10 protein-coding genes are annotated in these 13,584 nt (G+C 64.7%); 8 read left to right on the forward strand and 2 right to left on the reverse strand.

Annotated elements, in window-relative coordinates; translation table 11 throughout:
• Positions 1-60 precede the first annotated feature (60 nt).
• Entirely contained in the window at positions 61-858 is a 798-nt protein-coding gene (locus tag MJ956_RS08800; RefSeq protein WP_253964104.1) for a DODA-type extradiol aromatic ring-opening family dioxygenase, read from the forward strand.
• A 188-nt stretch (positions 859-1,046) separates the two neighbouring features.
• Complete coding sequence (locus MJ956_RS08805) at positions 1,047-1,496, forward strand: hemerythrin domain-containing protein (protein ID WP_253964105.1); 450 nt, start codon at positions 1,047-1,049, stop codon at positions 1,494-1,496.
• 90 nt (positions 1,497-1,586) lie between these two features.
• On the opposite strand, the gene MJ956_RS08810 is transcribed toward MJ956_RS08805, so the two are convergent.
• A complete protein-coding gene (locus tag MJ956_RS08810; RefSeq protein WP_253964106.1) occupies positions 1,587-2,333 on the reverse strand; it encodes a DedA family protein in 747 nt (248 codons plus the stop codon).
• A 121-nt stretch (positions 2,334-2,454) separates the two neighbouring features.
• Between MJ956_RS08810 and MJ956_RS08815 the strand changes: the two genes are divergently transcribed.
• The 6 genes from MJ956_RS08815 to fdhF all read left to right on the forward strand — a co-directional run bounded on the left by MJ956_RS08815 (position 2,455) and on the right by fdhF (position 12,276).
• Complete coding sequence (locus MJ956_RS08815) at positions 2,455-4,128, forward strand: NAD+ synthase (protein WP_253964107.1); 1,674 nt, start codon at positions 2,455-2,457, stop codon at positions 4,126-4,128.
• Between the two features lies 1 nt (position 4,129).
• On the forward strand, positions 4,130-4,429 hold the full coding sequence (locus tag MJ956_RS08820; protein WP_253964108.1) for a hypothetical protein: 300 nt from the start codon (positions 4,130-4,132) through the stop codon (positions 4,427-4,429).
• A gap of 401 nt (positions 4,430-4,830) precedes the next feature.
• Positions 4,831-6,084: a threonine ammonia-lyase IlvA gene (ilvA, locus tag MJ956_RS08825; RefSeq protein ID WP_253964109.1), complete on the forward strand. Its 1,254-nt coding sequence runs from the start codon at positions 4,831-4,833 to the stop codon at positions 6,082-6,084.
• 42 nt (positions 6,085-6,126) lie between these two features.
• Complete coding sequence (locus MJ956_RS08830) at positions 6,127-7,335, forward strand: MFS transporter (protein ID WP_253964110.1); 1,209 nt, start codon at positions 6,127-6,129, stop codon at positions 7,333-7,335.
• 256 nt (positions 7,336-7,591) lie between these two features.
• Entirely contained in the window at positions 7,592-9,283 is a 1,692-nt protein-coding gene (locus MJ956_RS08835) for an NAD(P)H-dependent oxidoreductase subunit E (RefSeq protein WP_253964111.1), read from the forward strand.
• Positions 9,280-12,276 carry a formate dehydrogenase subunit alpha gene (fdhF, locus tag MJ956_RS08840; RefSeq protein WP_253964112.1) on the forward strand — a complete coding sequence of 999 codons (2,997 nt, stop codon included), beginning with the start codon at positions 9,280-9,282 and terminating at the stop codon, positions 12,274-12,276. The genes MJ956_RS08835 and fdhF overlap by 4 nt, the downstream gene beginning before the upstream one ends.
• A gap of 113 nt (positions 12,277-12,389) precedes the next feature.
• Here fdhF and MJ956_RS08845 read toward each other — a convergent pair whose 3' ends face one another.
• Entirely contained in the window at positions 12,390-13,370 is a 981-nt protein-coding gene (locus MJ956_RS08845) for an NAD(P)H-quinone oxidoreductase (RefSeq protein WP_253964113.1), read from the reverse strand.
• Between the last annotated feature and the right edge of the window lie 214 nt (positions 13,371-13,584).

Below are 13,584 nucleotides of genomic sequence, written 5' to 3' on the forward strand. Positions count from 1 at the left end.
GGTGGCTGACGTTGCCGCCCAACTGGCATTAGCTTCGAGGCGATCAACGGAGTTTACGTGATGGCGCCTCTTCCCAGCCTCTTCATTTCCCATGGATCGCCCGATATCGCGATTGCCGAGACCGAGGCGACGCGGTTTTTGCGCGGCCTGGCCGCGGACCTGCCGCGGCCCAAGGCGATCCTCGTCGCCAGCGCGCATTTTGAAGCGGAAGACAGTGTCCTCGTTTCCGGTGATGAACGGCCGGAGACGATTTACGATTTCGGCGGGTTCGATCGGCGCCTCTACCGGATGCGCTATCCGGCACCGGGCGACCCGGCGGTTGCTGACCGCGTCGTCCAGGCCTTGTGCGAACGCGGCTTCGCGGCGGAGATTGCGACCGAACGCGGCTTCGATCACGGCACCTGGGTGCCACTGATCCTTGCCTATCCGGATGCGGATATTCCCGTCGTGCAGATCTCGGTCGATCCGACGCGGGGGCCGGCGCATCACCTCGCGCTGGGCGAAGCGCTGGAGCCGCTTTGCGATGAGGACATCCTCATCATCGGGTCGGGCTCGTTCACCCACAATCTGCGCGAGGCGTTCGCCCGTATGCAGCAAGGCGAGCGGCAGACGGAAACGCCGGCCTGGGTCGCCGATTTCGCCGACTGGATGAGCGAGCACCTCCTGGCCGGCGACCGGGACGCGCTCACCGATTATCGCGCGAGGGCGCCTTTTGCGGTCGAGAATCATCCGACCGACGAACATCTGATGCCGCTATACGTGGCGATCGGCGCGGCCGGAGCGGATGCGACGGCGAGGAAATTGCACGACAGCCGCGACTTTGGCGTGCTCTCCATGGAGGCCTTCGCCTTCGCCTGACGGGCCTGCGGCAAAGCGAAAGGAAGTGGGCAATCGCCTATCGGACGGACCAGAGTGTCTTCGATCTCGATACCCGCGCCGGTCTACCGGCGGACTTGCGCGACTTGCTGGATCGCTATCCGCGCGAGATCTGAACCGCGCATCAAAATCTCGGCGCGACGGCGCGCTTTCGGCTGCGGCGGCACGACATGTTTCGCGAGCCTGGTGGCGCGCTTAAAGGGGCGTTGTACCAGCAGCGCGAGGGTACGGTCGCGATGGAACCCTTTCGGCAATGGTTCGCGCCGCCGCTAGAATTCTTCCTTACCCAGATGGAAGACCACCACGGAATCGAGGATCAGCATTATTTTCCGGCGTTCCAGCGGGCGGAACGCAAGCTCGCTCACGGATTCGAACTGCTCGAGGCCGATTACGATGTGATCCACCAGGATCTCCTGGCCACGGCCGAGACGGCCAATCGTTTCCTGGCGGTTGAAATCGTCTCTGACGAAAAGCCCGGCGACCAAGCACGCAGGGCCACGGATGCCCATGCCCATGCCAGCGAGCGCTTATTGAGCCGTCTCGTCCGGCATCTTGCCGACGAAGAGGACCTGATCATTCCTCTGATTCTCGATCGGGGAGAGGCTGCGATCGGGATTTGAGCGTACGGAAAGCGTCGAGGCAAATCGCGATGATCGGCTCCGCTCAGCGCGGGTCGGATCGATCGGGCGACACCTCGAACCGGGCGCCAATCACTCACCGCGCCGGTTCCGCGCGCGCCGCATGAAAACCGGGCCCCACTGTCGCCATGCGAACCATCCGGCGAGTGCCACCGCGATGACGATCAGCACGATTCCGACACCGCGCTCCATCACCTGAAGATGGGCGAAGACCGAGCCGATCGAATAGCCGAAGACGTAGCCGGCCGTCGTGAAGATGCCGGCCCACAGCGCCGCACCGAACAGGTTGAGGACGACGAACCGCGTGATCGAGATCCGCGACAGGCCGAGGGCGATGAGACCCGGCATTCGCAGGCCGTAAATGTAGCGGTTCACGATAACGAAATAGGCCTGATAACGTTCGACCAGTTCGAGCGCCTTGGCGAACTTCCGCCGGCGCCGCCACCGCGCCACCCAGCGGTGATTCGATGAAAAACGGGCGAAGAGAAAGACCGAGAGATCGCCGACGAAGGAGCCGGCGAAGGCCAGCGCGATCATCATCTCGAACGGATACGACCCACGATAGGCCAGAAAGCCGCCGATAATCGCGAAGACCTCGCCCTCGAAGAAGGTTCCGGCCAGGACGATGATCGGTCCGAACTGTCCGATGAGGCTCAGGATTTCATACACAGCGGCTCCGCGCGTGAGGAGTACGACGGCCCAGGCGCGATCGACCATCCCGTCGCAGTTCGACGTGGCGCGCTTGTCGCAGAGTTTTGAGGCGCAAAAAAGTGGAAATTCGCGGCGACCGGCATCGCCAGCGCGCCGTATCCTCTTCATGTCGCCTCGTGCCGATGGGCTCGCGCCCGCGAGCGCGGCTTGTTATGAGGCCAGTCGACGGTTGCGGAAATGCCATTCGTCCGTCTGCATGATGATTTGTCGCAGGGGAGCGGGCAAAGACGTGAAAGCTATCGACGACCATTTGACGCTGGCTATCGCCCAGTTGAACCCGACCGTCGGCGATGTGTCGGGCAATCTCGCGATGGCCCGCGATGCCAGGGCCGAGGCGGCGGAGAAGGACGCCGACCTGATCCTCTTCACCGAGCTCTTCATCGCCGGTTATCCGCCCGAGGATCTCGTCCTGAAGCCGGCCTTCATCGAGGCGTGCATGGAGGCGGTCGAGGCTCTGGCCAGAGACACGGCGGATGGCGGCCCCGGCGTTGTCATCGGTTGTCCGCTGCGCACCGGGGAGGGGCTGTTCAACGCCGTGGCCGTCCTCGATCAGGGCCGCGTCGTCACATGGCGCTCCAAGGTGGATTTGCCGAACTACGGGGAATTCGACGAAAAGCGGGTGTTTCAGGCCGGCGAGATGCCCGGCCCGGTAAATTTCCGTGGCCTCAGACTTGGCATCCCGGTGTGCGAGGACATCTGGGGCGATCTCGGCGTCTGCGAGACTCTGGCCGAATCGGGTGCCGAGATCCTGCTCGTTCCGAATGGTTCGCCGTTTTATCGCGGCAAGATGGACGTCCGGCACCAGGTGGCGCTGCGCCAGGTGATCGAGACCGACCTTGCGCTGGTCTATGCCAACCAGGTCGGCGGGCAGGACGATCTGGTCTTTGACGGCGGTTCCTTCGCGTTCAACGGTGACCGCGGTCTCGCTTTCCAATTGCCGCGACTGGAATCCGGCGTTTTCGTCACCGAATGGCGACGAGGGGAAACGGGCTGGACCTGCCGCGACGGCGAGACGGCGGTGATGCCCGACGCGGATGAGGCGGTGTGGCGGGCCTGCGTGTTGGGTTTGCGCGACTATGTCGACAAGAACGGCTTCAAATCCGTTGTGCTCGGCCTGTCCGGCGGCATCGATTCGGCGATCGTCGCTGCGCTCGCCGTCGACGCGCTGGGCGCGGAGCGAGTCCACTGCGTGATGCTGCCCTACCGCTACACCGCCGCGACCAGCCTGGAGGATGCGGCGGTCTGCGCCGAGGCGCTTGGCGTTCGCTACGACATCGTGCCGATCGCCGATCCCGTCGAAGGCTTCACCAGCGCATTGGCCGAGATGTTCGCCGGCCGGCCGGCCGATATCACCGAGGAAAACCTGCAAAGCCGCACACGCGGAACCATCCTGATGGCGATCTCCAACAAGTTCGGCTCGATGGTCGTCACCACCGGTAACAAGAGCGAGATGAGCGTCGGCTACGCGACGCTCTACGGCGACATGAATGGCGGTTTCAACCCGATCAAGGATCTCTACAAGACCGAGGTATTTCGACTGGCGCGCTGGCGCAACGCGCACCGGCCCAAAGGAAGTCTCGGGCCGGACGGCGTCGTGATTCCCGAGCGGATCATCGATAAACCGCCCTCGGCCGAGCTGCGCGAGGATCAGAAGGACGAGGATTCGCTACCGCCCTACGAGGTTCTCGATGCGATCCTTCAGCATCTCGTGGAGCATGATGGCGGCGTCGACGCGCTGGTCGAGCGCGGATTCGACCGGAACACCGTGCGCCACATCGAGCGGCTTCTCTACATCGCCGAATACAAGCGCCGGCAATCGGCGCCGGGCGTGAAGGTGACACGCAAGAATTTCGGCCGTGACCGACGCTATCCGATCACCAACCGCTTCCGGGACGGTGCCTGAGATGTCCGAGATCCCGCCGCTCGATACCGTTGCGACAGCCACGCTCGCCGTCGGCGCGCTGTTTTTGCTGCGCTATTTCCTGGCGATGCGGCGGATCTGGAAAATCGCCGGACACCGGCCGAGCTTTCAGTTCGGCGATTATTTTCGGGCGATGCAACGCCATGCGTTCGGGGCGGCGTTGGAACCGGAACGACGCTACGCCGCGCGGCAGCTCATTTTCGGCATCGTGTTCGCCGCCGCCGGGTTGCTGCTGTTCGCCTGGCTGCTGGCGACCGGCGCGCCCGTCGGCGTGAATGTCTGACCCGCTACGAGCCCTCATTCGTACAGGATCGGCATTCTTCACGGACGACGGCGCAAGCCAGCGACCAGATTCGGTCGGATGAAGCAGAGTTTTGGACGCACGGGCGACCACGACTTTACAAAGCCGCCGCGATGGCCGATGGCTGGCCGCAACAGCAACGGACGAGCGGGAAGGGGCTGCGATGGCATTGGATATCTCGATCGGCGGAGCCGCGTCCCTGATTATCGGCGCCGGCGCGTCCGATCCCCGTGCCGCCTCGCGGTGTGGTGTGGAACGGGCCCGTCCGGCTCGCGGTGGTCGGCCCGACAGCGCCATCGCCTCCTGATCGCGGGTACGCCCCGTCGATCCGCACATCTCCCGGGAACGCCGCGCCGCGCGCCCCAAAATCCAAGAACCGTCTCATGTCCACTTCCGATTTCCGCTCCCGCGTCGCCAGCGCGGAGGACGCGCTCCGCGCGCTGTTTCCCGAAACGCCGCTGCAGCTCAACGAGCATCTGTCTGCCCGCTATGGCGGCCGCATCTTCCTCAAGCGCGAGGATCTGACGCCGGTCCGCTCCTACAAGATCCGCGGCGCCTTCAACTTCATGCGCAAGCGCATCGCGGCTGGCTCGGCAACCGGCAAGTTCTGCTGCGCCTCGGCCGGCAATCACGCGCAAGGGTTCGCGTTCGCCTGCCGGCATTTCGGGCTCAAGGGCCGCATCTTCATGCCGGTGACGACGCCGCAGCAAAAGATTGACAAGACCCGCATCTTCGGCGGCGATGCCGTCGAGATCGAACTCGTCGGCGACTTCTTCGACGACTGCTACGCCGCAGCCAAGGCCTATTCCGCCGAGACCGGCGCGCCGATGGTGCCGCCGTTCGATCATGAGGATATCGTCGAGGGCCAGGCCAGCGTCGGGCTTGAGCTCGAGCGTCAGCTCGCCGGCGAGACGCCGGACATGCTGATCCTGCCGGTGGGGGGAGGCGGGCTCGCGTCGGGCCTGACCCGCTATTTCGAGGGCGAGGGGGCGCCCGAATTCCACTTTGTCGAGCCGCTCGGCGCGCCGAGCCTGCGGACCAGCCTCGCCGAAGGCAAACTGGTCCGCCTGCCGCAACTGGACGGTTTCGTCGACGGGGCGGCAGTCGCCGAAATCGGCCGGTTGCCCTTCGAGACGCTGCGTGGCTTCGGGGCCGACCGGGTGATCCTGTCGCCCGAGGGGCGGCTCTGCCAGACCATGCTGGAGATGCTGAATGTCGAGGGCATCGTGCTGGAACCGGCCGGCGCCCTGGCGATCGACGCGCTTCGAAGCCTTGGCGAGAGCGTGCGCGGCAAGACCGTGGTGCTGGTGGTCTCCGGCGGCAACTTCGATTTCGAGCGCTTGCCGGACGTCAAGGAGCGGGCGCTGCGCTTCGAGGGCCTGAAGAAATACTTCATCCTGCGGCTGGCGCAGCGGCCGGGCGCCCTGAAGGATTTTCTCGACTATCTCGGACCCGACGACGATATCGCGCGTTTCGAATATCTGAAAAAATCGGCCCGCGATTTCGCCTCGATCCTGATCGGCATCGAGACCAAGGATTCGGCGAATTTCGCCGGTCTCCTGAAGCGGTTCGAGGAGGGCGGCGTCAGCTACCAGGATATCACCGACAACCAGATCCTCGCCGATCTGCTGATCTGATCGGGAGGGCCGGTCGTCATTCCATTGCCGGAGGAACCGCCGATGACCGGCGTCGTCATTCTCGCCGTCACCTATATCCTCTCGCAGTTCTTCCGGTCCTTTCTCGCAGTGCTCGCGCCGCAACTGACGCGGGATCTGGGGATTGGCGAGGCGGCGCTCTCGAGCGCCGCCGGGCTCTGGTTCATCGCGTTCGCGCTGATGCAGTTTCCGGTCGGATTTGCTCTCGATCGTTATGGTCCGCGCCGCACGGTGGCGCTGTTTCTTCTCGCGGCGGCAGGCGGATCACTTCTGTTCGCGCTGGCCAAGGGCGCGACCGCGATCATCGTCGCGATGACGCTGATCGGAGCCGGCTGCGCGCCGATCCTGATGGCGGCGTTCTTCATTTTCGCGCGAACGTTTCCACCGCGTCGCTTCGCAATGTTCGCTTCCTTGTTCCTCGCCTTCGGCCTTGGCGGCGGCGTGCTCGGCTCGGCTCCGCTGGCGCTCGCCGTCGATGCGGTCGGCTGGCGGCAGGTAATGGCCGGGCTAGCGGCCGTGACGACCGTTTTGGCGGCGGTCATCGTCAGCCTGGTGCGTGATCGGCCCGCCACGGAACCGGCGGATCAGCACGGTGGTTCGCTGCTCGACCTGTTGCGGATGCGCGAACTGTGGCCGTTGATGGCGATGGCCTTCGTGGCCTACGCGCCGGCCGCGAACCTGCGGGGACTTTGGGCCGGCCCCTATCTTACCGACATCCACGGTTTCGATCTGGCCGGGGTCGGCAACGCGACATTGGCAATGGCCATCGCGTTGATCGTCGGCACGATTGCCTATGGACCGCTCGACGTCGTCTTCCGGACCCGGAAATGGATTCCCGTCGTGGGCTCGTCGCTCAATATTCTCGTGCTGGCAGGGCTTGTCCTCCTCGGCTCCGGAGCCGCCGGGACCGCGGTGACTCTCTTAACCGCGATCACGCTGTTCGGCGCGAGCTACACGCTGATCCTCGCGCACGCGCGCAGCTTCATGCCACCCGAGCTCCTCGGGCGCGGAATCACACTGATGAACTTCTTCTCGATCGGCGGGGCGGGAACAACCCAGTTTCTGTCGGGCGGTGTTTTCGCCCTGGCGGGAGCCAAGACGTCGTCCGGGACGGCCTATGCCGCCGTTTTCGCCTTCTATGCCCTGTTGCTTGCAGCGGGGCTGCTTGCCTATCTCTTCAGCCGCGATCGTCCGCCCGAGAGCGACGGGCTGCCAACATCCGGTCGACGATGACGCACGCGCCTGAGAGGTCGCGTTTGGGCGGCAATGCATGGAACCATGCCTTGCATCACATGGCTGGCGTGTTAGGGTAATCACCCCGGACAGGGCTCCCGGAGGGATGGCGAACGTGGCGACACCTGATTGCCAGTGGACGGATCGCATCCCAGCCAACTCATCTTAGACCGCAGGGTTGTCGTGGAGGGTTCCGCGGAGCTTGTGCGTGAAAATGAAGTTTCGCCGATGAAAGCGAAATGGGGGGAGCCACATCATGCTTGATCGACCGGCCGCGCCAGCACCACGCAGGCGCGACACCGCCAAGCCAAAGGGACGCCAGCTGGACGAAGCGGCGCATCGCGAGATTCGCGATCTGCTCGCGGATCGGCCGCGGCGGCGCGACCTCCTGATCGAGCATCTGCATCTGATTCAGGATCGTTACGGCTGCCTGCAAGCCAAACATATCCGGGCCTTGGCCGAGGAAATGCGGCTTAGCCAGGTGGAGATCTACGAGGTCGCCTCCTTCTACGATCACTTCGACGTGGTCAAGGAAGGCGAGCCAACGCCCGCGCCGCTGACCATCCGGGTCTGCGATTCGGTCACCTGCATGTGCATGGGCGCCGAGGAGGTGATTGCCGGACTGGAGGCTGAGGTCGATCCGGCCAAGGTGCGCGTCCTGCGCGCGCCGTGCATGGGCGGCTGCGATGTCGCGCCGGCGGCAAGGATCGGCGACCGCGAAGTCGGCCACGCCAGCGCGGCGGGATTGCTCAAGATGGCCGAGGCTGGCGAGACCGGCGTCCTGAAGCCCGACTACGAAGGCCTGGCGGCCTACAGGGCGAAGGGCGGGTACGGAATTTGGGAAAAGGTTCGTTCCGGCGCGCTCGCCGCGGACGCCATTATCGAGAAGCTCAACGATGCGTCCTTGCGCGGCCTCGGCGGCGCCGGCTTCCCGGCCGGCAAGAAATGGGGCTTCGTGCGCGGCTATCCTGGCCCGCGTCTGATGACGATCAATGGCGACGAGGGCGAGCCCGGCACCTTCAAGGACCGCTATTATCTCGAACGCAATCCGCATCCGATGTTCGAGGGCGCCCTGATCGGCGCGCATGTCGTGGAGGCGGAGCGCATCTATCTTTACATGCGCGACGAATATCCGGCCGTGCTGGAGATCCTGCGGACAGAGATCGCCGCTCTGGAGGCGGCCGGACTGGTCGCGCCGGGCTTCATCGAGCTGCGGCGCGGGGCAGGTGCCTATATCTGCGGCGAGGAAAGCGCGATGATCGAGTCGATCGAGGGCAAACGCGGCCTGCCGCGCCACAGGCCGCCCTATATCGCCGAAGTCGGCGTGTTCGGTCGTCCGACGCTCAATAACAATGTCGAGACGCTCTACTGGGTGCCGAAAATCCTCGAACACGGAGCCGAGTGGTTCCGTGCGCAGGGCAAGCCCGATCATCCCGGCATGCGCTCCTGGTCGGTCTCCGGCCGGGTCAAGAGCCCGGGCGTGAAGGTTGCGCCGGCGGGTGTTACGATTCGCGAACTGATCGACGATCACTGCGGCGGCATGGCCGATGGCCATACGTTCAAAGCCTATCTGCCGGGCGGCGCATCGGGCGGGATTCTGCCGGCGAGCCTCGACGACGTGCCGCTCGATTTCGGCGGCAAGCTCGCGGAACTGGGTTCGTTCGTCGGCAGCCACGCGATCGTGGTGTTTTCCGAGGCCGACAATATCAAGGACGTGGCGCTGAACCTCGTCGATTTCGTCACCCATGAAAGCTGCGGCCAGTGCACCCCGTGCCGTGGTGGCACAGAGAAGATGGGCAAGCTCTTGAGGACCGAAGGCAAGCTCGACGAGGCGACGATCCGCGATCTCGAACAAGTCATGCGTGATGCCTCGATTTGCGGGCTCGGGCAGGCGGCACCGAATCCGGTGAACCATCTGCTGCAATATTTCCGGGAGGATTTGTCATGAGCGGTTCCGACAAGAACAACGGCACGGCGAATCCGGCCGACACGAGCAACATCTCGCCCGACAACTCAACGGGCCGCGCGGCCTCCGCCGACGGGGGGCACGTCGCCTGCGATCATGCCGACAGGCTCGAGACGCAAGCGGATCGGATTACCTTCACTCTGGACGGCCAGTCGGTTTCCGCCCTCAAGGACGAGACCATCTGGCAGGTCGCCAAGCGCGAGGGCAACCGGATTCCGCATCTGTGCTATCTCGACAAGCCGGGATACCGCTCGGACGGCAATTGCCGGGCCTGCATGGTCGAGGTCGAGGGCGAGCGGGTGCTGGCGGCGTCGTGCCAGCGCAAGGTGGCCGACGGCATGGTCGTGAAGACCGCGACCGAGCGCGCGAAAAAATCGCGCGAAATGGTCTTCGAGATGCTGGCCGCCGACATGCGCCCGCCGGAGGAGAGCCCGGACAGCCAGTCGTCGTTCTGGAATTGGGCGGCGGATTTCGGGATTACCGGTTCGAAGCGCTTGCCATCGAAGTTCGACGGCCTGAATCCGTCGCCGAATGCTGCGGCCGGACCGGACAGCGTGGCGGCGTCCACTACCCACGGCATGCCGGACAACACCCCGGGCATCCACGACGTCTCCAACCCGGCGATCGCGGTCAATCTCGATGCCTGCATCGCTTGCAATCTGTGTGTTCGCGCCTGCCGCGAAGTGCAGGTCAACGATGTGCTCGGCATGGCGGACCGCGGCCACCACGCGGTGCCGGTGTTCGACATCCACGACCCGATGGGTTTTTCGACCTGCGTGACCTGCGGCGAATGCGTGCAGGCCTGTCCGACCGGCGCTCTGTACGAAAAGACGCTGATGGATACGGACGGTCGCAAGCGCGTCGTCACCGAATTCGACAAGGTGACGGATTCGGTCTGCCCGTTCTGCGGGGTCGGCTGCCAGACGACGGTTTATTCCAAGGACAACAAGATCGTCCTGGTCGATGGCCGCGATGGACCGGCCAACGAGAACCGGCTCTGCGTCAAGGGCCGCTTCGGCTTCGACTACGCCATGTCGAAGGACAGGCTGACCAAGCCGCTGATCCGCCGCGACGACGCGCTGAAGCGCGGCGATATCGACATGCGTTTCATGCAGGTCTCCGACGTATTCCGCGAAGCGACCTGGGAAGAGGCGATGGAGCGGGCCGCAACCGGCCTCACCAGGATTCGCGACGAGGATGGCGGCGGCGCGATCGCCGGTTTCGGTTCGGCCAAGGGCTCCAACGAGGAGGCGTATCTCTTCCAGAAGCTCATCCGGCAGGGCTTTGGCACCAACAATGTCGATCACTGTACGCGACTTTGCCACGCTTCCTCGGTGGCGGCTTTGCTGGAAGGTGTCGGATCGGGCGCTGTCTCCGCGCCGTTCATGGACGCCTTGAAGTCGGACTGCGTCATCGTTATCGGCGCAAGACCGGGTCAAAACCATCCGGTGGCCGCGACCTATTTCAAGCAGGCGGCCAAACAGGGCACCAAGCTGATCGTGATGGACCCGCGCGGCCAGGAACTGATGCGCCACGCCTCGCACGGGCTGCGCTTCAAACCGGGCACCGACGTCGCGCTGCTCAACGCGATGCTGCATGTCATCATCGAGGAGAAGCTCTACGACCAGCAATATATTCAGGCCAATGTCAGCGGCTTCGAGGCGCTGAAGGAGAAGGTCAAGGATTTCGCGCCGGAAGCGATGGCCGAAGTCTGCGGCATCGCGGCGGATGTTATCCGCGACGTGGCGCGCATCTATGCGACGTCGGAACGCTCGATCATCTTCTGGGGCATGGGCATTTCCCAGCACACCCATGGCACCGACAATTCGCGCTGCCTGATCGCGCTGGCGCTGATCACCGGCCATGTCGGACGTCCCGGCACCGGGCTGCATCCGCTGCGCGGGCAGAACAACGTGCAGGGTGCGTCGGATGCCGGACTGATCCCGATGTTCTTTCCCGACTACCGGTCGGTCGAGAATGTCGATATCCGCGGCGAGATGGAGGATTTCTGGGGCCGAACGCTCGACCCCAAGAAGGGCCTCACCGTGGTCGAGATCATCGACGCCATCCATGAGGGCTCGATCAAGGGCATGTATGTCATGGGCGAGAATCCGGCGATGTCGGATCCCGACCAGATCCATGCGCGCGAGGCGCTGGCCAAGCTCGACCATCTGGTGGTGCAGGACATCTTCCTCACCGAGACCGCCTGGCATGCCGACGTCGTCCTGCCTGCCTCCGCCCATGCGGAGAAACTCGGCACCTACTCCAACACCAACCGTCAGGTGCAGATCGGCCGGCCGGCGATCGACATGCCGGGCGAGGCACGGCAGGACTGGGAGCTGATCGTCGAACTCGCCAATCGCTCGGGGCTCGACTGGTCCTATGACGGCGTGCCAGCGGTGTATGAGGAAATGCGGCAGGTGATGGCCTCGCTGAACTACATCTCCTGGGACCGGCTGGAGGCGAATGAGAGCGTCACCTATCCGTCGAAGCCCGACGGCGAGGAACAGTGGGTGGTCTTCGACGACCGTTTCCCGACCGCAGACGGGCGCGGCCGCATCGTGCCGGCCGATCTGCGCGCGCCGGACGAGGTCCCCGACGAGGAGTTCCCGATGGTGCTGACCACCGGGCGGCTGCTGGAGCATTGGCACACGGGGTCGATGACCCGCCGCGCCGAGGTGCTCGACGCGATCGAGCCTGAAGGCATCGCCGCGATGAACCCGCGCGAGATCGCCCGGCATGGCCTCCAGGCCGGCGAGATGATCGCGGTCGAGACGCGGCGTGGTACGATCGAGGCCGTGCTGCGGGCCGATCGGGAAGTCGCCGACGGGATGGTGTTCATTCCGTTCTGCTTCAACGAGTCCCCGGCGAACCGGCTCACCAATCCGATGCTGGACCCCTACGGCAAGATCCCTGAGTTCAAGTTCTGCGCGGCGAAGGTGTCGGCCGCGTCGATGCGCGAGGCGGCGGAGTAGGGCAGGGTTCTGGCCGCTGGCCGCCGGGCAGTCGGCGGCCAGGCAGCAAAACGCCGACGAAGCGACCCTGTCGTTTCGTCGGCGTTGTTGGTTCCGGGCGGGTTCGCGAAGCGTTACGGCGTGAGCAGGATCTTGCCGCGATGGCGAGCCGCTTCCATCATCTGATGCGCCTCGGCCGCCTGTTCGAAGGGCAGCACCGCATGGGTGTTGGTCTTCAAAGTGCCGTCGGCGAACAGCGGCCAGACTTTTTCCTTGAGATCGGCCGCGACCGTCGCCTTGAACGCATCGGGACGGCTGCGCAGCGTCGAGCCCGTGTAGGTCAGACGCTTCAGCATCACGGGCATCAGGTCGATCTCGACTTTTGATCCCGCGTTGAAGGCGAGTTGAACGATTCGACTGTCAGCTTTCGCCGCCTTGATGTTGCGGGCGATGTAGTCCCCGCCGATGATGTCCAGGATCAAAGACGCGCCGCCGGCCGCGCGCACGATTTCGACGAAATCCTCTGTCCTGTAATTGATCGCGCGTTCCGCGCCATTGGCGCGGCAGAATCCCGCGTCGTCGTCGTTCGCGCAGGTCGTAAAGACGCGCATGCCGAGCGCGGCGCCCAATTGCGTGGCGGTGGAGCCGATGCCGCCAGCGCCGCCGTGGACCAGAAAGATCTGGCCCTTGGCGGGCCCGCGCCCGAGGAAGCAATTGCTCCAGACGGTGAAGAAGGTTTCGCAGAGACCCGCCGCGTCGATTTCGCTGACGCCGTCCGGTATCGGCAGGCAATGGCCGGCGTCGATCGCCACATATTCGGCGTAGCCGCCGCCATTGGTCAGAGCGCAGATCCTGTCGCCAACCGACCAGGCCGAGACGTCCGCGCCGACAGCGGCGACTTCGCCCGAGACTTCGAGGCCCAAGAGGTCGGACGCGCCCTTGGGCGGCGGGTAGTGGCCGCGCCGCTGCACCAGGTCCGGGCCGTTGACGCCGGCGGCGGTGACCTTGACCAGCACTTCGTGAGCGGCCGGAGCCGGAAGCGGACGCGAGCCGACTTCCAGAACATCGGGGCCGCCGGCCTCGCGCATTTCGATGGTCTTCATGGCGTCTAGCATCAGGTATCTCTCCTTGGTCACCCATCACGCATGATGGCCCCGCATGGGGGGCCATCTCCTTGTCGGATGCTTTAAAGGGGAAGGGGACGCCGTATCAAATCGTGAGACCCCGCCCCACCGGCCCGGGAATGCCCGGCTCAGCCCTTGAGCAGTTCGACGAGGGTCTTGCCGAGCTGTGCGGGGGAGGGCGAGACGCGGATGCCGGCGGCTTCCA

It is taken from the genome of Aurantimonas marianensis (assembly GCF_024195285.1).
Taxonomy (GTDB): domain Bacteria; phylum Pseudomonadota; class Alphaproteobacteria; order Rhizobiales; family Rhizobiaceae; genus Aurantimonas; species Aurantimonas marianensis.